Origin of the sequence: Colwellia piezophila ATCC BAA-637 (assembly GCF_000378625.1) — a bacterium.
Classification (GTDB): domain Bacteria; phylum Pseudomonadota; class Gammaproteobacteria; order Enterobacterales; family Alteromonadaceae; genus Colwellia; species Colwellia piezophila.
On sequence record NZ_KB905171.1, the window covers coordinates 1 to 25,204 of the forward strand.

Here is a 25,204-nt window from a genome sequence, read left to right on the forward strand (position 1 = left end):
CCCGCCTACAAGTAAAAGAAGCATTACATAGTCGCTACCTACCTCGCTAAAGATAAGTAACTATATTTGTTTGCATGAACATCATTCATTAAGCGTTTTTGTTCTCCCCGAAAGGAAAACTATGTAAAACAACATTAATGTGAGTGCTCACACAAATTGCATGATAACTAATTGTTAAAGAAAACCTTAACTACTCTCTATTAGAGAAGCGTTAAGAAGCAAATAATCTCATTCGTTATTTGCTTGACTTCGTTGCTGTTGCCCCGAAGCAGGTGGCGTATAATACGCTGCCTAGTTTTGATGTCAACGTTTATTTTAAAGTATTTAAAAAATATTTTAAAACTAAACGTTAAGTTAACTGATTACCCTTAAAAGGAAGTAGATAACTTATCAAAACGTCCAGTTGGTCATGGTTTTCACCTGAACCCCTTGGAACTGGAGCGCATTGTAAAGAGTTTTAACTTTTGTACAAGGATTATTTTTAAACTTTCGTTTAAGTGTTCATATATAAGACAAGACGAGTGTTTTTTACCCGTAAATCGACTATTTTTGTATTTAGAGTTTAATATAGTGGGTTTAATTGCATAATTTTTACACTTGAGAGTTGCACATTATGAAAAGCTGCGTAACATAGAATTGCTCTTTGTACATATTCAAGCAATTAAATCAGTTTATTAAAATAATAATTAGGTATCTTTATATGAATTCTCCAAAATCACAAACAGTCATCGTTGCTGTTGTCTTTGCTATCATCGCTTACATTGTCGCATACATTGTCGCTCCTACCATGCCAGTTAGCTCTACTCTTGTAGCTGGTCTAGTATTTATTAGTGCATTTATCGCACCTTTAATCACTACGACTTCTCCAACTAGTTCACTTACATCTACAGGCGCTGATACAGCTGCTAGCGATGAAGATGCTAGAACCCTTTATGTGGGTAACCTACCCTATAGAGCTAATGAAACCGCTGTTAGAGAACTTTTCGCTAATCATGGCTCTGTGCTTTCTGTTCGTTTAATGAAAGATAAACATACCGGAAAGCGTCGTGGCTTCGGTTTTGTAGAGATGGCCGCTGATGATCTTGATAAAGCAATTACTGCGCTCAATGATACTGAATTTCAGCAACGTACTCTAAAAGTGAGAGAAGCGAAAGAACGCCCAGAGAGAACTGATGATAACCATCAAGAAGATTAAACGCTAACTAATTCAATGAAAGGCGACTAACGAAAGTTAGTCGCCTTTTTTAATGACTAATTTTCAAAACTACTCTCTTATATATAGGTGCTGTATATAGGTGCTGTTTTATAAACTGCGCTGTAATGACAGTGAAATCACGTTTAGGCTTCAATTTGGCAACTGCCAGCCATGCGTACTTTCCTTTTACACCAATGTTGCTACTCATGAGGCAGTTGAATTAGCCCTGATAAATCCTAACAGTATTTAACTGCATAGAGAGAATATCGTCTATAGGATAAAATTGACCTTGTTAGGGAATCTTTGATTGATAATTATATGAATTAAAGGCTAGACAAAACTTAAGTCAGTAGTAAAATTTGCGCTGATATTTTATCTCTTCATTTAAAAAAAAAGGCAATACTATGTTCAGTCATATTCATCCCGATAATTACGAAGCACAATTATCTAAAAAACAACAAGATATGGCTGAGCTGTTTAGTGAGTTTAACTTACCCGTTGCCGAATTATTCCCATCTAGCCCATTAAACTATCGTCAAAGAGCTGAGTTTAGGGTTTGGCATGACGGCGATGATCTTTTTTATATCATGTTTAATAGCGAAACTAAGGAGAAATATAGAGTTGACGACTTCCCTGTAGCTAGTGAATTAATTAACAAAGCGATGAAAGCTTTGTTAATTGCTATTAAAGATCATAGAGAGTTGCGCTATAAGCTTTTTCAAGTGGATTTCTTATCTACATTGAGTGGCGAATTATTAATTAGCATGCTGTATCACAAGCCGTTAGAAGATAACTGGCAAATAGAAGCAGGAAAGTTAAAGGCGCATCTGTCATCCATTGCTCCCGTCGATATAATTGGCCGTGCCAAGAAACAAAAAATCATTGTCGATAAAGACTATGTGATGGAGTCGTTGCAGGTTGGCAGCAAGACATATATTTATCAGCAAGTTGAAAATAGTTTCACGCAACCAAATGCCGGTGTCAATGAGAAAATGCTGTTATGGGCTCAGCAAGCAACACTCAATGCCGGTGGTGACTTAATCGAACTTTATTGTGGTAATGGTAATTTTAGTATTGCCCTAGCCGAGAACTTTTCACGGGTATTAGGTACTGAAATATCTAAAACCTCTGTTCGGTCCGCTCAAATAAATATTAAAAAGAATAATATTAATAATATCGACATTGTCCGCATGTCGAGTGAAGAATTCAGTCAGGCAATGAATGGTGAACGAAAGTTCAGGCGTTTAGAGGGCTTCGATTTAACCACCTATAACTACGATACGGTACTCGTTGATCCGCCTCGGGCTGGATTGGACAAAGACAGCGTTGAATTGGTTGGCCGCTTTAATAAGATTATTTATATTTCTTGTAACCCTGAGACGTTAAAAGACAACTTAGCGTTATTAATAAAGACTCATAACATTGATAAATTTGCCCTATTTGACCAATTCCCTTACACCAACCATGTTGAAACCGGTGTAATACTTACCAGAAAGTAGACTAACTAAATTTTTTAGATATTTTGCGTCGGTCACTAAATTCAAGTGCTCCGCGCGCAATAAAACGTAATTGCTGAATCGTTTGATTAGCTAATTGATCCCGTTCGGTTTTATCCTCGATATCAAGTGCATCAGAGCCTGCACCAAAAACAATAGTTACGGCGGCATGTGCTTGCATATAAGCGACATCGGCATCAAGCTGATTCGCTTTTTGTAAATAATCACAAAGCTCCATGGTAAAATAGCGGATTTCTCGGATGACAGCGGCACGAAAAGCCGCTGAAGTACCGGAACGTTCCCGAAGTAGTAACCTAAAAACATTACCATTACTCTCTATAAGCTCCATAAAAGTTTGTACCGATATTTGAATAACAGAACCACCTTTAGCTATACGTTGTCTTGCTTGGCGCATTAACTGTCTAAGGGTTAAACCTGCTTCATCAACCAGAGTTAAACCTAATTCATCCATATCAGAAAAGTGGCGATAAAAAGAGGTTGGCGCTAAGCCAGCTTCTTTTGCGACCTCGCGTAAACTTAAACTAGAGAAACTACGCTCAGCACTGAGTTGTTTTAAAGCCGCATTAATTATTTGACGACGGGTCTTTTCTTTTTGCTGTGCTCTTACACCACTCATGCTCATTGCTCTTCTAAAAATACGAATTGTTTTCTATAACTATCATACTGTAATACTGAATAAATGTCAGTGTTGCCCTCTCAGTATAAATATATTTAATAAACTCTTCTTGACTGGTCGGATGATCTAGCTAAACTAGCTGTAACAGCGTACACGTGTACGCTTAAATAAATTCATCCCGATTTTGAGATATAAATGAAAAAACCCGCTGTCATTTGGCTTAATGTTACTCTTTTTTTAGTTACCTTTTTAATAGCCGTTATAGCTGTACCTTATCGTGCTTTCACTTATGGCTTTGATAATACTGAAATAATTTTTGCTGTGCTTTGTTTTATTTATTGTGGCATGTCAATTACAGCAGGTTATCATCGTCTTTGGTCACATAAAGCCTATCAAGCGCATTGGAGTTTACGTTTCATATTTGCACTTGGTGGTGCCTTTGCTCTACAAAATAGCATTTTACATTGGTCTTCAGACCATAGGATACATCACAAACATGTTGATAAAAATGGCGTTGATCCTTATTCCGCTAAAATGGGCTTTTGGTATTCTCATATAGGTTGGATGTGTAGGGAGTACCAAGCAAACCGATATCATGACTACAAAAATGTTAAAGATTTACAAAAAGATGCCATCGTTATGTGGCAACACAAACACTACTTACTACTCATGTTGTTGATGAACATAGGTGTTCCCGTTGCTTTTGGTTTATGGCATGGCAATCTAATTAACAGTTTGTTGTTGGTAGGATTCTTTCGGCTGGTAATGAGTCATCATACAACCTTCTTTATCAATTCATTGGCTCATATTTGGGGTAAGCAAACCTACACTGACAAAAATACCGCCCGAGATAATGGTTTATTAGCCTATTTAACTTTTGGTGAAGGCTATCATAATTACCACCATAATTTTGAAAATGATTACCGTAATGGTATTCGTTGGTGGCAATTTGACCCAACTAAATGGTTAATAAAAAGCTGTCAATGGTTAGGTCTGACTCATCATTTACGTGTTAGCCCTGAAGATAAAATTGAAAAAATGCGTATTGCCATGACACTTAAACATACCAAAGCAAAGTTAATTACTCACCCTAATGCTGAGCAAACACTGATTTACCTACAACAAGAATACGAATTGCTAGTAAATAAAATAAACGAATATTACCTGATTCGTAAAAAAGTCTTGCAGGTAAAGCGAGAGCACCTACTAGCTGAAGTTGAAAAATCAGACTTGATGGCGCAATACCAAGAATTAAAGCAAAGATTAACGGAGCAGCGCCGTAGTTGGCAGAATTTAACGGAAAAACTCGGTTAACATCAATAAAACGGTCTAAAAACTGTATTACCATTTACCTCAAATCCTGTTAAAATTTTCGCTTCAAATAAAATGAATGAGCAAGGTTTGAGGACTTCTTTTGACTAAATCAAAAACAAGTAAAACTGAAGAAAAAGATTTTGATTATGACGTAATTATCATAGGTACTGGCCCTGGTGGCGAAGGTGCGGCAATGAATCTTGCTAAGCGCCAAAAAAAGGTTGCCATCATTGAACGCCACCACCAAGTGGGCGGAGGTTGTACTCATTGGGGAACCATACCATCAAAAGCATTACGCCAATCCGTTAGCCGCTTAATTGAATTCAATTCCAACCCATTATTCAGGCAAAATGATCAAGTTAAGCAATTAACCTTCCAAGATATATTAAGTCATGCTTCAGCGGTTATTAGTAAGCAAGTAGCCCTACGCAGTGGCTTTTATAATCGTAATCGGGTAGAGCAGATTCAAGGTGAGGCTTCCTTTGTTGATGCGAATACAGTACGAGTATTGCACCCTGATGGCTCAGTTGAGAAAATATCCGCTAAGCAAATAGTCATAGCGACTGGCTCGCGCCCTTACCAACCAGATAATATTGATTTTAACCATTCACGTGTTTATGACTCTGATAGTATTTTAAGCCTTAAGCATGCACCTAGACATGTCATTATTTACGGTGCCGGCGTTATTGGTAGTGAATATGCTTCTATATTTAGAGGCTTGGGGGTTAAAGTAGACTTAATCAATACCCGTGAACGTTTACTGTCATTCTTAGATGCAGAAATGTCTGACTCCCTCAGTTACCACCTGCGAAATAGTGGTGTAGTAATCCGTCATGGAGAGGAAATTGAGCGTGTTGAAGCCAATGATGATTCAGTCATTGTGCATTTAAAATCTGGTAAAAAAATGCGCGCCGATTGCTTACTTTTTGCCAATGGTCGTACGGGTAATACCGCAGATTTGAATTTAGCAGCGGCAGGAATAAAGGCTGATAGCCGTGGTCAGTTGAAAGTAAATGATTGTTATCAAACAGAAGTCGACAATATTTTTGCTGTTGGTGATGTCATTGGTTACCCAAGTTTGGCAAGTGCTGCTTTTGATCAAGGTCGAATTGCTGCTTTAGCTATGGTAGATAGCACAAGTAAAGCTAAGTTAATTGTCGATATCCCTACCGGTATATATACCATCCCAGAAATTAGCTCTGTCGGTAAAACTGAACAAGAACTGACTGAAGCTAGGATCCCCTATGAAGTAGGTCGTGCTCAATTTAAACATCTTGCCAGAGCACAAATCTCTAATAATTTAGTTGGCTCATTAAAGATCCTTTTCCACCGTGAAACTAAAGAGATTCTGGGAATTCACTGTTTTGGTGAAAATGCGGCAGAAATTATTCACATTGGTCAGGCTATTATGCAGCAAAAGAATGGTGGCAACACTATAGAGTACTTTGTTGAAACAACGTTCAATTATCCAACAATGGCAGAAGCGTTCCGAGTTGCGGCATTAAATGGCTTAAATCGTTTGTTTTAATCGTCACGTGCGCTAACAAGTCAGTGTGATAGCTAATTTTCTATCACACTGACGTCTGACGCTGCACTCTTACTTAAAGAAAAATACACTATGAAAAAATTCAGCTTAATGATTGCCGGTGTTTTATTACTTCAGCCGTGTTTAGCGAGTGATAACTTTACCCTTTACCTAGTGAGGCATGCTGAAAAGCAAGCGGATAGTAAAAACCCACCCTTAACTCAATGTGGTAAGGCAAGAGCAAAACAGTTATCAACCTTATTGAGTACAGCAAATGTAAAGTCGATTTATAGTACCAGTTACCAAAGAACGATGTCGACAGCAGCCCCTTTGTCTAACAAGCAAAAAATTGCCATCAAAAATTATAACCCTAAGCAACTTGAACAGTTTTCGTTGCATTTAAAACAGCGTAAAGAAAATTCTTTAATTGTCGGCCATAGTAATACCACCCCACAACTAACCCACCTATTAAGCGGGCAGCAAGTTGAGTCGTTGAGCGAAGATGATTACCAAACACTATATCAAATTCAGTTTATTGATAAGCAAACTGTATTAACCCAGTTTATGCAACCACTTGTCTGTAGTCACAATAAGTAATGCTAACGCCACTAGTATAAACAACATGAATAAGCCGCCTTAATAGAGTGTCACTGCCACTTCATACAATACATTGCCATTGTAGTTATCATCGAAAAAGAGTGTTAATTGAAATTGTTCAGCCTCTATTTGTACGGTATTATCTAACTCAAACGAATCTATAGGAAAGTATTCTCTGAGCTGCGCTATACTTTTACCTTGAATATAGTCACCTATAAACCAAGGTGTCTTTTTAGCATACTCATCATCTAGGCTAAACAACTGCTCCAACAATTGAATAGAAGCCAACGCTGAATTCTTTATTTCAACAAGTAAACTTGAGTTATATATATCAATATATGAATGCACCGAAAGCGTAATACGTCCGATCGGTTGGCCTAGTTTACTCGTTAATGACTGTAAATCGACGACTTGCTCTTGATTCAATTGAGAGAGAGTTAACCCTAAAATATCGAATTGAGATTCTCTTCTATTACCTAATTGATAACTAGGCTCTTTATATGAGTTGGCTTGTAAAGAGAAGTGATCCAAAGTATATGCCTTTGAGTTATCCTCAACACTTTTATTATAACTAAAACTCAATATCAAACTATTTTCTTGACCCTTTATCACAACTTGTTTTTTTGAGTTAAGTTTAAGATCAGCTGACAGTGCAGATTTCACTGCTGCGAAGGATGAACGTCGTACTATTTGTTTAGCAATTAACCATGGGATATCATCAAAGAAATCACGTAGTGGCACCTTATTTGATAAGGTTGGCGATATAATCGATAATTTACTGTGTATTTTAACTAACTTATCTGCCCGAAAGTGGAGCCAGTGGTTTCGTCCATAACCTATAACCACTTCACCTTTAAATAAAGAAAATACTAAACTCGGATCTCCAAACGTTGCAATCACTTGTTGGTAAGTTGAGCCTATATTAACACCATATAAGCCATTTTTTAGCGATAGCTCTGTGTTGGTTATTATCGGATAGTTTAGTTGCTCTTTAACCGGTGGCGTAAATACGAATTTAGTTTCAATGGTAGTGGTGCCGATAGCAATATTTGTAACCTTAAAACCTTGACGATCATACGGTGCTGTTTTTTGATTATTACTATTATTCGATTTACATTGCTTAATCAACTCGGCTTCATAACTTACCATATACTTAACAACATTCGCTGAGTCCGTACCATAATATGTCTCAGTATTCATAACCTTGATAACTTTTTTATCTATCAGTATAAGATTATCTGCACCAAGTGATTGAGCTTTTCTACGTAATTTTTTCAATAAACTTAATCTGGTTTTATCAGCAAATGGCTGCTCTGTTTTGACTTTTACTTTAGCATTATCAATAATGTGATAAGAACAATTGGGGTAATAATCAAGGATGGCAGGTAATTCATCCTGAGCGACTACTGGTGCTATAAATAACAGTAATGACAACAAAGTGACAAAAATAAATTTTTCCAAACAACTCATATCTAAATCCTATTCAATGGTGGTTATTTTTAAACTGAAGACTCACCGTAGTTTAATATCATGCGATCTCTGTGCAGTTTATCAATCAAGCTATAAACTGCCTGATGCTTTCCTATGAATAAGCTCAATTTTAAAAAGCCGTTGCTCATATTAGGTAAAACAAGCTTTGCCTTATATAGCTTTAATTGCTTGGCTCTTTCAGTAAACGCTAGTGGGTATTGAGAAAATGAACTACTCATTGCCAAAACTTGTAGTTCAAGGCTATGCCAGTGCTGGTACCAAACAGCATGACTATTGCCTCGAGATGAGGAACTTGCCAAAGCTAAGTTTTCATTCAAGTGATAATAGGGCTGATATGCTTCATTCGCTTTAATAAAGTTCGGCCGCATCGCAGCTTCAGCTAGACTTTCTCGAACAAGAGATAATAAGTTAACAGTCTCTTGTGTTAATTTATTATTCATGTCTTCAAGAACGTTAGCACTCTTATATAGCGCTAAATGGATTAAATATTTCTGTATATCGTTAATCATTTGCAACTGGTTTTGAATAGCCAATTGCCATTTTTTAATTTCAACAGACAAGTTAGCGCCTTGTTCACCTTCAATAATTTTTAATGAGCTATTCATGGCCTTAGTTGCACTAACAAGCTGCTCAATTACACTGTTTACTTCGATCAAATCCCATTCAAGAGCAGGCTTATTTTCATACTTAGAGAGCAGTGCTGGAATTGATTTAGGTAAATTCTGAAACGATTTGACAATACCTGCTTGAGCATCCAACAGATAGCGTATCTTTACCCCTGTTTTTATCAATATTTTTTTACTTTTGATGGTCGGTAATGCTCGATATGATTCATGACTTGCAATAAAGGCTAGGTAATAATTATTTTTAGCTATATATGACTTAGCCCGTTGTAAATTTATCACTGCCATTTGAGCGGAGTTCAATTTGGCCTGATATACTTCAGGCGCTAACATGGTAAGTGTATTTAGTGCGGCAATAATGGGCTTAGCCTGCTTTGTTGCTTTTGCTTCTGCATAGGCATTTTCAGCTAAGTGCAAATCTATTCGGGAACAGCCAGCTAAGCATAAAAGTGATAAAATCAAAATATATTGAACAACACCAACCATGGGTAAACTCCCTTTGCTTACAGCTGAGTATTTTATATTAATTAAAATTTATCTCCTAGATTAGCCTTACCTAGTTTAATTAACTCAACCTCGACAATATTAAATGGTTGTCCCCATTGTTGGATAGTCATCATGTCTTTAATAAGCTGACCTTGAACTCTTAGTACTGTACCTGGTAGTTGATATTCTTTGGCAAGGTTCATCGGTAATAGTTTGTCACCTTTTTGTGATACTAAGCCGTAGAAGCCACCTTCAAAATCATAATATTTCACGGTCACTTGTTGCCAAGATTGATCTGGTTTCTCCGTTACTTGCTTTTCTCCCACCTTAGCGACCTTTTGTTGTGTAAGTTGTTCATTATTTGCCTGAGCACATCCCGTTATAATCAGTGGCAATATAATTAGACATATGAAAGTTAACGATTTGTTCATAGTTTGGATCCAATAAAAAAGGTCATGGTAATTTTGATACCATGACCTTTATTTGTATTATTGTCAAAAAAGTCAAAGACTAATGCAGTTAAAAGCAGTACTGACTAGTGAATGACTAAGACATATAGTTTTTTGGCATTGGTAAAGCAGCAACACCCGAATCAACGGCAGCTTGAGCAACGGCTTTGGCAACGACAGCACATAAACGTGAATCCATTGGTTTAGGAATTATATAATCTTTACCAAAGGTAAGCTCTGTTGCTCCACTTGCTTTAAGTACTTCTGCGGGTACTGGTTCTTTGGCAAGTGCTCTAATCGCATGCACCGCAGCAATCTTCATGGCATCATTGATAGTACGAGCGCGAACATCTAATGCACCACGGAAAATAAAGGGGAAACATAGAACATTGTTCACCTGGTTCGGGTAATCTGAACGGCCCGTAGCAATAATCAAATCATCACGCACAGCCAGAGCAAGCTCAGGTTTAATTTCTGGATCTGGGTTAGAACAAGCAAAGATGATTGGATTTTTCGCCATTGATTTCACTTGTTTTTGCGAAAGAAGATTAGGTCCTGAAACACCAACAAATACATCAGCCCCTTCTATAGCATCATCTAACGTGCGTTTATCGGTATTGTTTGCAAATAATGTTTTATATTCATTCAAATCAGTGCGACGCGTATGGATTACCCCTTTAGTATCTAACATGTAAATTTTTTCACGCTGGGCACCACACTTGATCAATAACTCCATACAGGCTATTGCAGCAGCTCCGGCACCTAAACAAACGATGTTAACTTGTTTAATATCTTTACCCTGGATGTCTAACGCATTCATCATGCCTGCGGCCGTGACTATTGCAGTCCCGTGTTGATCATCATGAAAGACGGGAATAGCACAACGTTCAATCAAGGCTTTCTCAATAGCAAAACACTCCGGTGCTTTAATATCTTCAAGGTTAATGCCACCAAAACTATCGGCAATACTCGCTACTGTATTAACGAACTCATCAATAGTTTTATGCTTTACTTCAATATCAAACGAGTCAATATTGGCGAAACGTTTGAATAATAACGACTTACCTTCCATAACAGGTTTTGAGGCCATCGGACCTAAATTACCCAGACCTAAAACCGCGGTACCATTAGTAATAACGGCAACGGTATTACCTTTAGCGGTATATTTATAAACATCGTCTGGATTTTTAGCAATCTCTCGGCAAGGCTCGGCCACACCGGGGCTATAGGCAAGAGATAAATCATAACTTGTTTCAGCTGCTGTTGTTAAGGCAACAGCAATTTTTCCTGGTGTTGGTTGTGAGTGGTAATCTAAAGCTTGCTGACGTAGATCTGTCATGGAGGTTCCTAATGCGTTATTAATGGTGTTGGTTTTTTTGTTAAGGCAAGTATAGCCACGTTCTAGTTTCTATTGTCGTTATTAATACAACTCGCTTTTACTTACTTATATGGTATTGCAATTGCCTAACCCAATACAAGTCTGTTTTCTTATATTAACTCGTCGTAAGCTATAACAAGCAAGGCATCAATATGTCTTAAAGCAATATTTACTTTATAAATAATGGTTATTTTATTTAAGTACTGTAGTAAAAACTCGACTTTAACTTCATATAAGCGGTGGAAAGCCCCTAAAAAACATAATCTGCTATCAAGCCTTATACAGTGCGTTATGATAATCTAAATGTATTATTTTACACATCCGATCACTTACTGTTTACTGAAGTTTTATTAAAATTTTTCCAAAAAAAAGTCTAGCACGTGGCTAGACTTTTTTGTTCAGTGATTACTTTTCTTATTTATAAGAAAAGTAAGCTACCTAAAGAAAAGGATTTACTTTAATAATCGTTTCAACACGATCTGGACCCGTAGAGATAATATCTACTGGTATACCGGTAATTTCCTCAATGCGCTTGATATAAGCAAGGGCATTTTCAGGCAAGGCATCAACCGAAGTAGCACCAACAGTGCTTTCAGTCCAACCCGGCAATTCTTCGTATACCGGCGTAACTTTTTCATAACCTTCAGCTGCCGTAGGCGGCACAGTGATAATATCACCGGCTTCAGTTTTGTAACCAATACATATTTTTAATGTTTTTAAGCCATCAAGTACATCAAGCTTAGTTAAACAAAAACCTGTGATACTGTTTACTTGAATGGCACGATGAATAGCAACGGCATCAAACCAACCACAACGACGCTCACGACCTGTAGTAGCACCAAATTCATGGCCGACAGTACCTAAGTGGTCACCAATATCATCATGAAGCTCTGTAGGGAATGGACCCGAACCGACACGCGTAGTGTAAGCTTTGGTAATACCTAAGATGTAATCTAAATGACGAGGACCAAAACCACAACCTGTTGCAACACCACCGGCAGTAGTATTGGAAGAAGTTACGTAAGGGTAAGTTCCATGGTCGATATCAAGTAAGGTACCTTGGGCACCTTCAAACATGATTGGCTCACCCGCTTTACGCGCTTGATCTAATATTTCTGAAATATCAGCCGTCATTTTTTTAATGGTATCGGCAACCGCTAATGCATCAGCTAATACTTCTTCATAGTTCACTGGCTCAACTTTATAGTAGTTAATCAAGGTGAAGTTATGATATTCAACAATTTCTTTTAGTTTAGCCGCAAATGTTTCTGCGCAGAATAAATCGCCAACACGTAAACCGCGTCGTGCAACTTTATCTTCATAGGCTGGACCAATACCACGACCTGTAGTACCAATGGCTTTATTACCGCGCGCAATTTCACGTGCCGCATCTAAAGCATTATGGTAAGGAAGAATTAGTGGACATGCATCACTAATCAGTAAACGTTCACGTACTGGAACGCCTTTGGCTTCTAACATGGTAATTTCTGTCATTAAAGCTTTAGGACATAAAACTACACCATTACCGATAAGGCATTTTACGTTATCACGTAATATGCCCGATGGAATAAGATGTAATACGGTTTTTTCACCGTTGATCACTAAAGTATGGCCAGCATTGTGACCGCCTTGATAACGAACTACATATTTAGCTTTATCGGTTAGTAAGTCTACGATCTTACCTTTACCTTCGTCACCCCATTGAGTGCCGAGAACAACTACATTTTTGCCCATGTTTTACTATTTCATAAGAAAATTAAGCGAGGATTTTATCAAAATTTCATTTATAGTCCAAGAGAAAAAAGCAGCTTTTTGAGCTGCTTTTAAAATAACCTATAAAGTTAACAGGTTAGCTTGAAATTATTCGTAACCCCATGGCGTAATTGGGGTATTAATTGGCTTAGTTAAATCGAAATCTACCCTGAATTCTCTACCTTGGCGTATTAAACGATAAGTAAATTTTTCTGGATAGATGTACATTTGCCAGGTATTACCAACAGATTGCGGTATTCCTTGTGCGACAAAAAGTTCCTTCGAATACTGATCTGCTGGAAAAGATTGCATTTCGGCCCAACCGCCATCAAGGGTATGACCACCATACATAGTTGATTTATCAAAACTACCATCTTTTTGGCGATGATCATGTTTTAACGATAAACCAGAGCCCGTTTTAGTAATGATCCAGGTACGTGAAGCATCGTCACCAACATGGAAAGGTACTTGTAATTGGCTATCTGTACACTTGCGCACATGCATAACTAATTTTTTATTAGCAAAACTACCGCCATCTGAATTATCAACAGTAACTTTACCCTCATAGGATTTACCACAGAGTTTACTAATATTATTAAAAAAGTCATCTTGAGTCTTAATTGAAACTAATGGTGCTTCTGCCGCCATTAAAATTGTGGTCATTGGTAATGATACGATTGCAGCGATCAGATATTTTCTTATTGTCATTTTTTTACCTTTATTGAATTGGTACTCTACAGTACTGCTATTTATCTATAACTCAGCGTTAATCTGCTTGAATATAACAGAAGTTAAACTGGTTATTTGTTTCATAGTGTTCATTTGCATTAATCTGCATCAAGATTTTTTGTACTAGGTACAAAAAAGCCAGCAGATATGCTGGCTTTTTATAACACTAGAGTACTAGCTATTTTTTAATACCACTGCCATCTTTTAAGTAACGAAAGAATTGGCTATCAGGTTGGACCACCATGATATCATTTTTACTGCTAAAACTTTTCTCATAAGCCTCAAGGCTACGGTAGAAGCTATAAAATTCTGGATCTTTTGTATAAGCATCGGCATAGACTTTAGCTGCCAGTGCATCACCTTCACCACGTACAGTAAATGAATATTTCTGTGCTTCAGCTAACATGACGGTTACTTTTGCATCAATCTTAGCGCGAATAATTTCGGCTTGCTCTTGACCTTGTGACCTATGTTCTGTAGCAACAGCAGTACGTTCAGCACGCATACGTTCATAGATAGAATTACTTATCTCTGTCGGTAAGTTAATTGCTTTAATACGTACGTCTACGACTTCAATGCCTAAGTCTTCCCGGCTACTTGCCGCACTTTCAAGTGCCTTGCTCATAATAGCAGCACGATCACCAGAAACGATTTCTTTAATGGTGCGATTACCAAATTCAGTCCGTAAACCGTTATTAACTTTCTGCTTAAGTAATGCCCGAGCATTATCCAGAGAGCCACCAGTACGTAGGTAATAAGTAGAGAAATCAATGATGCGCCATTTAACAAATGAATCAACCATTAAATCTTTTTTCTCTGAGGTTACAAAACGATCGGCAGGTTCATCTAATGTTTGAATACGCGCATCTAATTTACGTACTGTCTCAATAAATGGAATCTTGAAGTGTAAACCCGGCTCATAGACCATCATTTCATCGGTAGCACTATCACGTTTAATCTTTGAAAATTGGAATACGATGCCACGTTGGCCTTCGTAAATTACAAAAACTGACGATAAACCTAAAACGACAAGTAACGCTAATATAGCAATGGAAAAATTTTTCATTGTTTAGTTTCTCCCATTACTGAATCTATCAGAGCGGTTTGACGATGATAAAGGTGACGTATTCACACTAGACTGAGTCCCAGGTATGTACTTAGTATTACCACTACGGTTATTAGTATTTTGTTGCTGAATAATTTTATCTAAAGGTAAGTACATCATATTATTACTGCCCTCTACATCAATCATAACCTTACTGGTATTGCCATATACTTTTTCCATAGTAGCAATATATAAACGCTCACGTGTTACTCCAGGTGCCGCTTGATATTCTGGTAAGATTTTTTCGAAACGAGCGACCTCACCTTGTGCATCTAATACTATTTGAGTTTTATAGGCAGTTGCTTCCTGCTCCATACGCTTAACACGACCACGTGCCCGTGGTTCAATACCTCTAGCATAAGCTTCGGCTTCCCGTAAGAAACGAACTTCATCTTCTTGGGCCGAAATCGCATCATCAAAAGCATCTTTCACTTCATTGGGTGGACGAGCATCTTTAAAGTTAACATCAACAATAATTAAACCTAAGTTATAAGGTGCAATTATTTTTTCTAACTCTTGCCATACCGATTGGCGAATTGCTTCACGACCACTGGTTAAAATGTCATCCATGTCTGCATGACCAACAACATAACGAAGGGCACTATCAAGTGATTGATTTAAGCTGTCTTCGGCATTTGTCACACTGAAAATATAGTTGCGAGCATCAACAACACGATATTGAATTTGCATTTCTACGCGAACAACATTCTCATCTTTAGTTAACATAAAGCCAGAGGAAGGCATATCACGGGTACTTTGCATATCAACTGGAATAATGCGGTCAATAAAAGTCCACTTCCAGTTAATACCTGGTTCAACTGTACCTGTGTACTGACCAAAACGTAGCACTATGCCCTGCTCTGCTTCTTTAATAGTGTAAAAACCACTAAAGGCATAAACAATTGAAGCTACGACTAAAAGAATACTTAGCCCAATGCTGGAAAAATTCTTACCTAAGCCAGATCCAGAGCCACCTTTAGTAGTTTTACCACCAAAAATACCCGTCACTTTTTTACCTAGGTCATTAAGAAGTTCATCTAAATCTGGTGGCCCTTGATTCTTGCCACCTTTATTTTTCCAGGGGTCTTTTTCATTATTCCCCGGTTCGTTCCAAGCCATATTGTTCTCCACTAAAATCGGCGAAAGTAAAATTTTCGCCCCTACAATTAAAATTAATTTACACTAATGTTCAATCTACTTAATACTCAACGTACCTGGCTATTTCATTACTATCATTGGCGAGTAACTTCTGCCATTCACGCGATGGTAACTTCACTTCAAGGTGACAATAGCCTTGTTCGTCAAAACTCTCGCTAGTAATACAATTTAATCGGTATAACTCCCCACGCAACTTCCCAGCACTTGGCGGGATACTTAATTGATGATTTACCACTTGTATATCTAAGCGTTCTGCCAGTGCGGTAAATAATAATTCGATACCAATATTCGCTTGTGCCGATAGCCAAACACGAATTGGCTTACCTTGATCGTCTCTATCTATTCGCGGTTCAATATCATCTAAGTTATCTATTTTGTTACAGATAAGTAGCTGAGGAACCTCGTTTGCTTCAATTTCTTTAAGTACATATTCTACTTGTTCAATATTTTCGCTACGTCTGTCATCTGAAATGTCAACGACATGCAATAATAATTCAGCTTCACGGGTTTCAGTGAGTGTTGCTTTAAAAGCGGCGACTAAATCATGGGGCAAATGACGAATAAAACCCACTGTATCCGCTAAAATAACACGACCGACACCCACTAAGTCTATTTTTCTCAACGTGGGATCTAAAGTCGCAAATAACTTATCTGCAGCATAAACTTCAGCCTGAGTTATGGTATTAAATAAGGTCGATTTACCGGCGTTGGTGTACCCTACTAGAGACAAGGTGGGTAACTCTGCTCGCGTTCTTGCTCTTCGTCCCTGCTGCCTTTGCACTTCCACTTTAGCTAAACGTTTGCGAATATTAACCATACGCTCTCGTAATAAACGTCTATCTGTTTCAAGCTGAGTTTCACCTGGCCCTCTAAGACCGATACCACCTTTTTGTCGCTCTAAATGAGTCCAACCTCGAATTAAACGGCTACTCATATGACGTAATTGTGCTAATTCAACTTGTAGCTTGCCCTCATGAGTTCTAGCGCGTTGTGCAAAGATATCAAGAATTAAAGTAGTGCGATCAACTACTCGACATTCACATAATGCTTCAATATTCTTTTCTTGTGACGGTGTTAAACTATGATTAAACAGCACAACATTAGCGCCAACTAGATTTACAGCATCACGAATTTCTTCTGCTTTACCTGAGCCGACAAAAAAACGGGGATGAGGAGTATTTCGTTTACCCGTCACCACGGTCAACGCTTGTACACCAGCAGAAGACACTAACATTTTAAACTCGTTCAAGTCTTCCCTACTACTCTCATCAGGGAAATCTATATGAACAAGTACGGCCTGTTCACCCGCTTGATAACGTTCAAACAATAGTATTAAGTCCTAGTACCATAATTAGTCGTAATCAAAACAAGATAAAAAGCTTTAATCATCTGCAGACTGATCATCCAAACTAGGCACAGGTGCTGTATTCACAGCGCGAGAAGGTACAACGGTAGATATAGCATGCTTATATACCATCTGACTAACTGTATTTTTAAGGAGAATTACAAACTGATCGAACGATTCTACTTGTCCTTGTAATTTAATACCGTTAACTAAATATATTGCAACTGGAATGCGATCACGACGTAATGCATTTAAGAATGGGTCTTGTAAAGACTGCCCTTTTGCCATTATATGGTCCCTTTTATTATTATTAAACGTTACTGGCAAACTTAAAACGCAGTAACACAATATCTGAAAAATTTACTATGAAAACAACACAGCAAAACGCTGTATTAAATAGCTAACAAATTAATTATACATCAATTTTAAACTATTGCTTTATATTTGCTTACCCTTATTGCTTTGCGTCAAGCAGTGATAAAACTTGTGCTAAGTTAGTTTTATCGTCCGTTGTCAGCCAATGTAAATCGGGCCAATTTCGTAACCAAGTTAATTGTCTTTTAGCCAATTGTCTGGTTGCGCAAACACCACGAAAAATCATTTCATCATGGTCAATTTCACCCTCAAGGTATTGCCACATTTGCCTATAGCCAACACAACGAATAGCAGGTAAATCTTGGTGTAAATCAGGCCGTGACTTTAACTTAATCACTTCTTGCTCAAAGCCTAAATCAATCATTTGTTGATAGCGTAGGGCAATACGCTTGTGCAAAGTACTACGTTCTTTAGGCGTTATCGCTAATTGTAGAACATTGCCGCCGAGCTTAGCACCTTTAATTTGAGTCAATTGTGTCAAAGTGTTACTCGTCAACCGATACACTTCAAGCGCTCGAGTAATGCGCTGTGGATCGTTCGGGTGTATACGTTCAGCTGAAACAGGATCTATTTCCTCTAGCTGATCATGCATTGCCTGCCAGCCTTTTACTAACGCCTCACTTTCAATCTCTTTACGTACTTCTGCATTCGCGGTCGGAAGTGGGGAAATCCCTTCAATTAAGCTTTTGAAATACATCATAGTGCCGCCGACCAATAATGGAATGCGGTTGTTACTTCTGATTTCGGCAATTTCAGCTAACGCATCGCGACAAAAATCGGCAGCTGAATAACTTTGACTGGCATCACGTAAATCGATAAGTCGATGGGGATACTGAGCTAACTCCGCTTTTGTTGGTTTAGCTGTACCAATATCCATATCTCGATAAATAAGTGCCGAGTCGACACTCACTATATCGCAAGGTAACGCTTCTTGCAGTGCCATAGCCAAAGCAGTTTTACCTGATGCGGTTGGCCCCATTAAACAAATAACAGGTGGCTGATTTAACTCTGAGATGCTTTCAACTGACACGAATACTGAACTCTTATCTAAAATAAACTAAAGGACGTTAATGTAACTGCTTAATATGAGATGTAAGGTCAAGAGGGGTAGAATTCAAGAGCAATTGTTGACTAAGTTGCTCATTAAACAATTTTCTCGCCAGTTTTACCAAAGTCTCGGCCTGCACTTCATCATATTGAGCAAGCACCATGGCGACTCCTACGCAATGACAAATAGCCCTTTCATCGAGCTCATTACCTTCATCACCATTTTGGCGTTCAATAAGTTCATTAATAATAGTGATAACAGCACTACTCACATCTTGCTCACGTAATAATGCCGGAAATTGCCTTATTTGTATTTTATTCTGGCTCTGTTTAACGAGAACAATACCGGCTGTCGCTAACTTCTCTTGTTGTGCAATGACCAGATTATGCTGCTCTGGTGAAAGACTGACCATCACAGGTAATAATAGCGGCTGGCTAATTAAACCCTCATTGTTGCTATCTATTTCCTCACTGATTTTCTGCCAACTTTGTTCAACGAGTTTACCATAAGTGCATTTAGCTAATTTAAATAGCGATAGCACTCTCACCTCACTTTCTGCTTTATACAGTGCATAACCCGGTTGATGTATGCTTAGCAAGATGCTCTGATTCGCTGAGGCTTGCTGAATCGCTAAGTCATGCTCGAGGGTAAAGTCTTTAGTTGAGCCCGTTGCAAGTGCGACTTCACTTGAAACGTCCACATGAGGTGTCATTAATGCTTGATAATTTGTCGTAGCCACCTCCGATATAGTATTTCTCGCTGATTGTCGATTACTGACATCGTGAATATGCTGTAAGGGCTTAATATAATCAGCCTTTTGGTAATTGACAGGGGCACATTCAGTATTCGATGTAGGGCTAGTTGTTACGTCATTGGTATCAACAGACGCGTATGATTGTTCAGGCACTAACGCTATATCATTCTCAGACGGTGTAAACAATTGCTCGCCTGCTAACGCTGAGGTCAACGCTTTATGGCAAACAGAATAGATAAAATCATGTACATAACGGCTTTGATGAAAGCGTACTTCATGTTTGGCCGGATGTACATTGACATCAACTTCCCGGTAATCAAGCTGTAAAAACAAGACAAAGGCAGGGTAAGTATCCGGTGGCAGCAAGTCTGCATATGCTTGGCGTATAGCATGATTAATTAACTTATCACGCATCATCCGGCCATTGACATAACTATAACAAAGATCGTTTTGGCTGCGTGAGAAACTCGGTTTTGCTAACCAACCAGATAGCCTCATATTATCATGTGGGCAGTCTACCTCTACGGCATGCTCGATAAATTTTGGACCACAAACCATAGCAACACGTTTAGTGCATTGCGCATGCGTACTAGCACTACGATATTGGCGCACAGTTTTACCATTGTGCGTTAGGATAAAACTGACTTCAAAATGGGTAAGTGCGATTCGACGTACCACTTCATCGATATGGTTAAATTCTGTTTTTTCGGTACGTAAGAACTTGCGTCTCGCCGGGGTATTAAAAAACAAATCAAGTACTTCAATACTAGTACCATCAGGATGGGCAGCTGGCTTGATGTTAACCGACATATCTCGCCCTTCAGCAACGGCTTGCCATGCTGTGTTTTGCGTTTTCGGCTTGGACGTTAAGGTTAATCGGGCCACAGAGCTAATACTGGCTAAGGCTTCACCACGAAAACCTAGGCTAGTAATGGCTTCTAAATCATTTAAATCTTTAATTTTACTGGTTGCATGACGGCTTAATGCCAAGGTTAATTCATCTTTAACGATGCCATGACCATTATCAGTAATTTTGATTCTTTTGATGCCACCTTTATCTACATCAATATGAATTGAGGTTGCACCGGCATCTAAACTATTTTCAATCAACTCTTTAATGACAGAAGCAGGACGCTCGACCACTTCACCGGCCGCAATTTGGTTAGCCAAACGTGCTGGTAATATAGCAATACTCATAGGGACTTTATCCGGTACGGGGAATTTTTAATGTTTGACCAATTCTTAAAGCGTTAGACTTTAAGTTATTGATAGCTTTTAATTTACTCATCGAGGTATTGTAGCGCTGAGCTAGCACCGACAGTGAATCGCCACTACGGACTTTATGTTTTTTATAACCAACAGAGGCAAAATAAGAGCCGGTTAAGGGGTGCGCTAAAAAGTGATTTTTAATACCGCGATGAATGGCATCCGCTAAACGTTGCTGATGTTTAGACCAGGTTAAATTCTTCTCTTCTCGGTGATTAGAAATAAAACCGGTTTCGACCAAAATAGAAGGTATATCTGAAGATTTTAGTACACCGAAATTACCATTTTGTGGAGTTTTCTTATGCATTTTGGTGATTTTTTTCAGTTCTTTTATGACGTTATTCGCGACACCAAAGCTAACACCAAGGGAATGCTCTTTACTCATATCCGCTAAGGCCAGCGCTAAATGGCTATCTGAAGTATTTTTGATTACCCCACCACCGCCGCCAAGTAACTCTGATTTTTTTTCTCTATTTGCTAACCATTTGGCCATCTCTGACTCAGCTCTACGTTTAGTCACTACCCAAACTGAGGCACCACTAGGTATTGAAGTACGAAACGCATCGGCATGAATTGAGACAAAAAAGTCGACGTGCTTTTCTCTGGCTAGGCTAGTACGACGATTTATATTTACATAATAATCACCACTGCGGATCATTACCGCTTTCATGCCTTTTTCTTTATTAATGAGTTTTTGCAATTTTTTAGCGATGGCTAGAGTCACTCGCTTTTCATAAGTGCCTTTGCCACCAATAGAGCCGGGGTCTTCACCACCATGACCCGCATCTATGCCAATAATGATATCGCCGACATTACTTTTAGGTTTTGATTTTGCTTCATCTGTTCTGTTTTTATCATAAAGATCAAGCACCAAGCGATGGCCATACTGACCCGCTGGAGCTAATGGAAAAATAGTCAATTGATATGATTGCGCTAACTCCAATACTAAGCGGGTTTTACCTTTGCTGATACTGGAGCGGAAAAGTTTTACTCGGGGATCGTTGGCGGCAAGTTTTTTTAAGGCGACGGTATTTTTGGTATTATTAAAATCAATAACCAAACGGTCAGGTTTGCTGAGTGTAAAGTATTTATACTCGGGCTTTTTTTTCACATCAAAGACTATACGAGTATTTTCTGGCGCTGGCCATACACGAATACCATCAATGCTGTTGGCTGCGAAAGCACTTATCGAAAATAAACTCGAACAGGTGATAGCAACGAGCAAACGCAATAGTCGTATTTTTGCTATCGCCAGAAGAAATCTGTGATACATCCAACTTACCCCAACTTTTTTTATAATTTTATTATTTGTGCAAGTGCTGTCATCACTTGTTCGCCATGACTAGACTCTGCTTGCAGTTTGATGATTCTTTGTTCATCTTGATAAACTATATTAATGTTAATATCTGCTTTAGCCAATAGCCCGGTACCTTTTTCTGGCCATTCAATAAAGCAGCAGCAATCATTATTAAAATAATCACGAATTCCCATATACTCTAACTCTTCGGCATCAGCAAGACGATAAAGATCAAAATGAAATATTCGCCAATCCCCTAACTCATAAGGTTCAACTAAGGTATAAGTCGGGCTTTTTACATTACCTTGATGCCCCATACCTCGAACAAAGCCGCGAGTCAGTGTAGTTTTACCGGCACCTAAATCGCCGATGAGATAAACTACTAATGCTTGCTGAACTGTTGCCTTTTTCAGTACTTGGGCTAGCCCTGAGCCAATGGCAATAGTGGCTGCTTCATCAGGTAAAAAATATTCTAATTGCTTCATTTTGATTTTCTATATTGATTTCGATTACTATCATGGCGCGAATGACTCTCTATTTTACCGTCAAGCAATTGCTTGAAAGATATAAATAAAACACTGGCTATCAGACCACGTTGACGCTTGTTATTGGCTATAATATCAGCTGACGCGCCATGAATATACGCTGCCAACCATGTTGGGTAAAAAATATTCTCTCTTTGCAAAACTAACACGCCAATTGTGCCACGCCAAACAGTGCCTATTAAGCTTGATGACCTTCCAACTTGCCGGCAATTGTACTCATCACTAAAAAATGGTTAACATCATTTTTCGAGACGGGACTAGTACTATACACTGATATCATTACTCGCTTTTGTGATAAACTCACCGGTAATTTCATGGTTATATTGCTAACCCCATTAATGGTTCCACCAACGAGCTCAAGCTGACTTTATTTGTATGACAACGTCTCTTATTAACTATCAAGAATTAGCCGAAAAAATCAATTACTGGGGCAAGGAATTAGGTTTTTCTGATTTAGGTATCAGTGATATTGACTTATCGGCTCATGAAAGTGTGTTAGAACGTTGGTTAGCCAACAATTATCACGGTAATATGGATTACATGGCACGCCACGGTTTAATGCGTGCTCGACCAGCGGAATTAGTACCCGGTACCATAAGAGTCATCAGTGTTCGGTTAGATTACCTGCCCAAGAACGCAAAATTTTCCACCATACTAAAAGATAAAAACAAGGCTTATATCAGTCGTTATGCGCTCGGTCGTGATTATCATAAATTAATGCGCAAACGCTTACAGCAATTAGGCAAGAAGATAGCTGAGTATTGCAGCGATTTTAACTGCCGTCCATTTGTTGACTCCGCGCCTGTCATGGAAAGGCCTCTGGCAGAAAAAGCCGGCTTAGGTTGGGCGGGTAAACATACGTTATTAATTAATAAAGAAGCGGGTTCTTGGTTTTTCTTGGGTGAACTATTTGTTGATATTCCTCTGCCCATTAGCACGAATGAATATAGCGTTAATGCCAGTAAAATAATTGATACACAAACAAAGACTAATGATTGTGGTAGCTGTGTCGCCTGCATCAAGATTTGTCCCACCAAAGCAATAGTAGCGCCATATACTGTTGATGCACGGCGCTGTATTTCTTATTTTACCATTGAGTCGCCAGAAGCTATTCCTGAGGAATTACGTGCCTTAATGGGCAATCGGATTTATGGCTGTGATGATTGCCAGTTAATTTGCCCATGGAATAAATACGCTAAGCTCAGCCTTGAGCATGATTTTCAAGCAAGAAATAACCTTGACGATATCAGTTTACTCGAGTTATTCGCTTGGTCTGAAGAACATTTTCTCACTGTATTACAAGGCTCGCCCATCAGGCGTATTGGTTATCAAAGCTGGTTACGAAATATTGCCGTGGCATTAGGCAATGCACCTTATAGTGAAGGGGTTGTTGACGCTTTAGCAGCAAAGTCACTCGAGGCAAGTGAACTCGTGGTAGAGCATATAAACTGGGCGCTAGAGCAACACAGAAAAAAGAAAGCACTTACCGAAAAAGCGGCAACAGAGCAAGCTAAAAATCATAGATTAACCTTGCGCTTGATTCGCTCCGTCGAGAAAGGCCTGACTCGAGATGCCTAAGCTTTTACCTTAAATCAATGAGCTTTGAAGCTAAGCCTCCTGCCCATATTTATTCAATGAGGTGAAATTAATTAGCTGCGACTGTATTTAGCATCTCGATATCAGCTTTTGCTTCATCTAATTCATGCTGAACATTCAACAGATTTTTAATAGCGGTATTTCTTTCAGCCACCGCTGTTTGCTCGCGTACTTTCATTGCCGCCAATTGCTGTTTAGTTTTCTCTAATATGGCGACAACATTAGCTATATCATCATTTTTAGAGAAGAGCTGAGCATCTCTTGCCTTAGTAAAATCATCATCCGCAGTGTTTAAAAGCGCTCTTGAGCGGAACACTAAATAGTTAACAACAAGGCGAATTAAAACCAGTAAAGCGCTAATAAGAAAAACCACAAAAAATTGGTTATCTTCAATGGATGTTAGTGCCGTCACCACTTTAGTAAGGAAACCGCCTTCGGCACTGATAAAATGGCTAAACAATTGTTTATGCCAGACTAACCAAGTCACCAGGTAAATAAGAATAAAGCTTGGCGCTAGTGGTTGATTTTCGCTAAAGCTGAGCATTGATTTGAGGGTTTTCTTACTAATCACATAAAGTCCTTTTTAAAAGTTTAATAAATTTCAATGTGCATTAAGGCGCTCACTTTACGATAAAAGTATAAAAAGATACATGCTTGTATATTGAAAGTAGTTATTAAATTTTATTGTTATGCTCATTTTGCCGGTGCTGGCATAGGACAATAACTTGCTGTTTGTCTTGTTCACTGAAACTACGCCAAGCAATAATCTCATCAATATGACGAAAACACCCCAGACAAATATCCTCACTATCTAAACAGCAGTTCCGTACACAGGGACTATCCGTTAATATAAGCTTATGCTTCTTGTTCAATGTGTACTCCTATAATCAGAACTAATACCAATTGAAATAATGAATCGACCAACTTAGAACTTCAGAAGCGAGCTTAGAACAAACAAAATGAGTTAAACATAGTTATTCTATATTTCTTTCATTTTGTGACGTTATCAGTTTGCTACTGAGTTCCCAGAGGGCGAGTTTAAA

Annotated in this window: 24 protein-coding genes; 6 read left to right on the forward strand and 18 right to left on the reverse strand. The window is 38.5% G+C overall.

What is annotated here, in order from left to right; genetic code table 11:
- The first annotated feature begins 700 nt into the window (after positions 1-700).
- Entirely contained in the window at positions 701-1,195 is a 495-nt protein-coding gene (locus F580_RS0118085; protein ID WP_019029156.1) for an RNA recognition motif domain-containing protein, read from the forward strand.
- Positions 1,196-1,599: 404 nt separating this feature from the next.
- Positions 1,600-2,694 carry a tRNA (uridine(54)-C5)-methyltransferase TrmA gene (gene trmA / locus F580_RS0118095; protein WP_019029158.1) on the forward strand — a complete coding sequence of 365 codons (1,095 nt, stop codon included), beginning with the start codon at positions 1,600-1,602 and terminating at the stop codon, positions 2,692-2,694.
- Position 2,695: 1 nt separating this feature from the next.
- On the opposite strand, the gene fabR is transcribed toward trmA, so the two are convergent.
- Positions 2,696-3,328 (reverse strand): HTH-type transcriptional repressor FabR, encoded by a 633-nt coding sequence (gene fabR, locus F580_RS0118100; protein ID WP_019029159.1) that lies wholly within the window; start codon positions 3,326-3,328, stop codon positions 2,696-2,698.
- A 195-nt stretch (positions 3,329-3,523) separates the two neighbouring features.
- Between fabR and F580_RS0118105 the strand changes: the two genes are divergently transcribed.
- The 3 genes from F580_RS0118105 (at position 3,524) to F580_RS0118115 (ending at position 6,764) form a co-directional block, all read left to right on the forward strand.
- On the forward strand, positions 3,524-4,642 hold the full coding sequence (locus tag F580_RS0118105) for an acyl-CoA desaturase (protein ID WP_019029160.1): 1,119 nt from the start codon (positions 3,524-3,526) through the stop codon (positions 4,640-4,642).
- Positions 4,643-4,742: 100 nt separating this feature from the next.
- On the forward strand, positions 4,743-6,170 hold the full coding sequence (gene sthA, locus F580_RS0118110) for a Si-specific NAD(P)(+) transhydrogenase (protein WP_019029161.1): 1,428 nt from the start codon (positions 4,743-4,745) through the stop codon (positions 6,168-6,170).
- 90 nt (positions 6,171-6,260) lie between these two features.
- Positions 6,261-6,764: a SixA phosphatase family protein gene (locus tag F580_RS0118115; protein WP_019029162.1), complete on the forward strand. Its 504-nt coding sequence runs from the start codon at positions 6,261-6,263 to the stop codon at positions 6,762-6,764.
- Between the two features lie 39 nt (positions 6,765-6,803).
- On the opposite strand, the gene F580_RS0118120 is transcribed toward F580_RS0118115, so the two are convergent.
- From F580_RS0118120 to F580_RS0118190, 15 genes are all read right to left on the reverse strand, one after another.
- Positions 6,804-8,234, reverse strand: a complete 1,431-nt coding sequence (locus F580_RS0118120) for a hypothetical protein (RefSeq protein ID WP_019029163.1) — start codon at positions 8,232-8,234, stop codon at positions 6,804-6,806.
- A 29-nt stretch (positions 8,235-8,263) separates the two neighbouring features.
- Positions 8,264-9,364 carry a hypothetical protein gene (locus F580_RS0118125; RefSeq protein ID WP_019029164.1) on the reverse strand — a complete coding sequence of 367 codons (1,101 nt, stop codon included), beginning with the start codon at positions 9,362-9,364 and terminating at the stop codon, positions 8,264-8,266.
- 41 nt (positions 9,365-9,405) lie between these two features.
- On the reverse strand, positions 9,406-9,795 hold the full coding sequence (locus F580_RS0118130) for a hypothetical protein (protein WP_019029165.1): 390 nt from the start codon (positions 9,793-9,795) through the stop codon (positions 9,406-9,408).
- A gap of 115 nt (positions 9,796-9,910) precedes the next feature.
- The gene (locus F580_RS0118135) at positions 9,911-11,152 is read right to left on the reverse strand and encodes a malic enzyme-like NAD(P)-binding protein (RefSeq protein WP_019029166.1); all 1,242 of its coding nucleotides are present in this window, start codon (positions 11,150-11,152) and stop codon (positions 9,911-9,913) included.
- Positions 11,153-11,629: 477 nt separating this feature from the next.
- Positions 11,630-12,925 (reverse strand): adenylosuccinate synthase, encoded by a 1,296-nt coding sequence (locus tag F580_RS0118140; RefSeq protein ID WP_019029167.1) that lies wholly within the window; start codon positions 12,923-12,925, stop codon positions 11,630-11,632.
- A 126-nt stretch (positions 12,926-13,051) separates the two neighbouring features.
- Positions 13,052-13,606, reverse strand: a complete 555-nt coding sequence (locus F580_RS0118145; RefSeq protein WP_157443177.1) for a hypothetical protein — start codon at positions 13,604-13,606, stop codon at positions 13,052-13,054.
- A 244-nt stretch (positions 13,607-13,850) separates the two neighbouring features.
- On the reverse strand, positions 13,851-14,738 hold the full coding sequence (hflC, locus tag F580_RS0118150) for a protease modulator HflC (protein ID WP_019029169.1): 888 nt from the start codon (positions 14,736-14,738) through the stop codon (positions 13,851-13,853).
- Positions 14,739-14,741: 3 nt separating this feature from the next.
- Complete coding sequence (hflK, locus tag F580_RS0118155) at positions 14,742-15,896, reverse strand: FtsH protease activity modulator HflK (protein WP_019029170.1); 1,155 nt, start codon at positions 15,894-15,896, stop codon at positions 14,742-14,744.
- A 79-nt stretch (positions 15,897-15,975) separates the two neighbouring features.
- Positions 15,976-17,262 carry a ribosome rescue GTPase HflX gene (hflX, locus tag F580_RS0118160; RefSeq protein ID WP_019029171.1) on the reverse strand — a complete coding sequence of 429 codons (1,287 nt, stop codon included), beginning with the start codon at positions 17,260-17,262 and terminating at the stop codon, positions 15,976-15,978.
- A 54-nt stretch (positions 17,263-17,316) separates the two neighbouring features.
- Entirely contained in the window at positions 17,317-17,568 is a 252-nt protein-coding gene (gene hfq, locus F580_RS0118165) for an RNA chaperone Hfq (protein ID WP_019029172.1), read from the reverse strand.
- Positions 17,569-17,734: 166 nt separating this feature from the next.
- Complete coding sequence (gene miaA, locus F580_RS0118170; RefSeq protein ID WP_026301523.1) at positions 17,735-18,670, reverse strand: tRNA (adenosine(37)-N6)-dimethylallyltransferase MiaA; 936 nt, start codon at positions 18,668-18,670, stop codon at positions 17,735-17,737.
- A 52-nt stretch (positions 18,671-18,722) separates the two neighbouring features.
- Positions 18,723-20,654, reverse strand: coding sequence for a DNA mismatch repair endonuclease MutL (gene mutL / locus F580_RS0118175; protein ID WP_019029174.1), 1,932 nt, complete (start codon positions 20,652-20,654; stop codon positions 18,723-18,725).
- Between the two features lie 7 nt (positions 20,655-20,661).
- Positions 20,662-21,996 carry an N-acetylmuramoyl-L-alanine amidase gene (locus F580_RS0118180; RefSeq protein ID WP_051092109.1) on the reverse strand — a complete coding sequence of 445 codons (1,335 nt, stop codon included), beginning with the start codon at positions 21,994-21,996 and terminating at the stop codon, positions 20,662-20,664.
- Between the two features lie 20 nt (positions 21,997-22,016).
- Positions 22,017-22,505: a tRNA (adenosine(37)-N6)-threonylcarbamoyltransferase complex ATPase subunit type 1 TsaE gene (gene tsaE, locus F580_RS0118185; RefSeq protein WP_019029176.1), complete on the reverse strand. Its 489-nt coding sequence runs from the start codon at positions 22,503-22,505 to the stop codon at positions 22,017-22,019.
- Complete coding sequence (locus F580_RS0118190) at positions 22,502-22,714, reverse strand: hypothetical protein (protein WP_019029177.1); 213 nt, start codon at positions 22,712-22,714, stop codon at positions 22,502-22,504. Before F580_RS0118190 ends, tsaE begins: the two co-directional genes overlap by 4 nt.
- 226 nt (positions 22,715-22,940) lie before the next feature.
- Between F580_RS0118190 and queG the strand changes: the two genes are divergently transcribed.
- Positions 22,941-24,143, forward strand: a complete 1,203-nt coding sequence (gene queG / locus F580_RS0118200; RefSeq protein WP_019029179.1) for a tRNA epoxyqueuosine(34) reductase QueG — start codon at positions 22,941-22,943, stop codon at positions 24,141-24,143.
- A gap of 67 nt (positions 24,144-24,210) precedes the next feature.
- Here the strand turns inward: queG and F580_RS0118205 are convergent, their stop codons facing one another.
- The gene (locus F580_RS0118205) at positions 24,211-24,732 is read right to left on the reverse strand and encodes a hypothetical protein (RefSeq protein WP_245560642.1); all 522 of its coding nucleotides are present in this window, start codon (positions 24,730-24,732) and stop codon (positions 24,211-24,213) included.
- A gap of 103 nt (positions 24,733-24,835) precedes the next feature.
- Positions 24,836-25,033 (reverse strand): DUF1289 domain-containing protein, encoded by a 198-nt coding sequence (locus F580_RS26085; RefSeq protein WP_083927018.1) that lies wholly within the window; start codon positions 25,031-25,033, stop codon positions 24,836-24,838.
- Between the last annotated feature and the right edge of the window lie 171 nt (positions 25,034-25,204).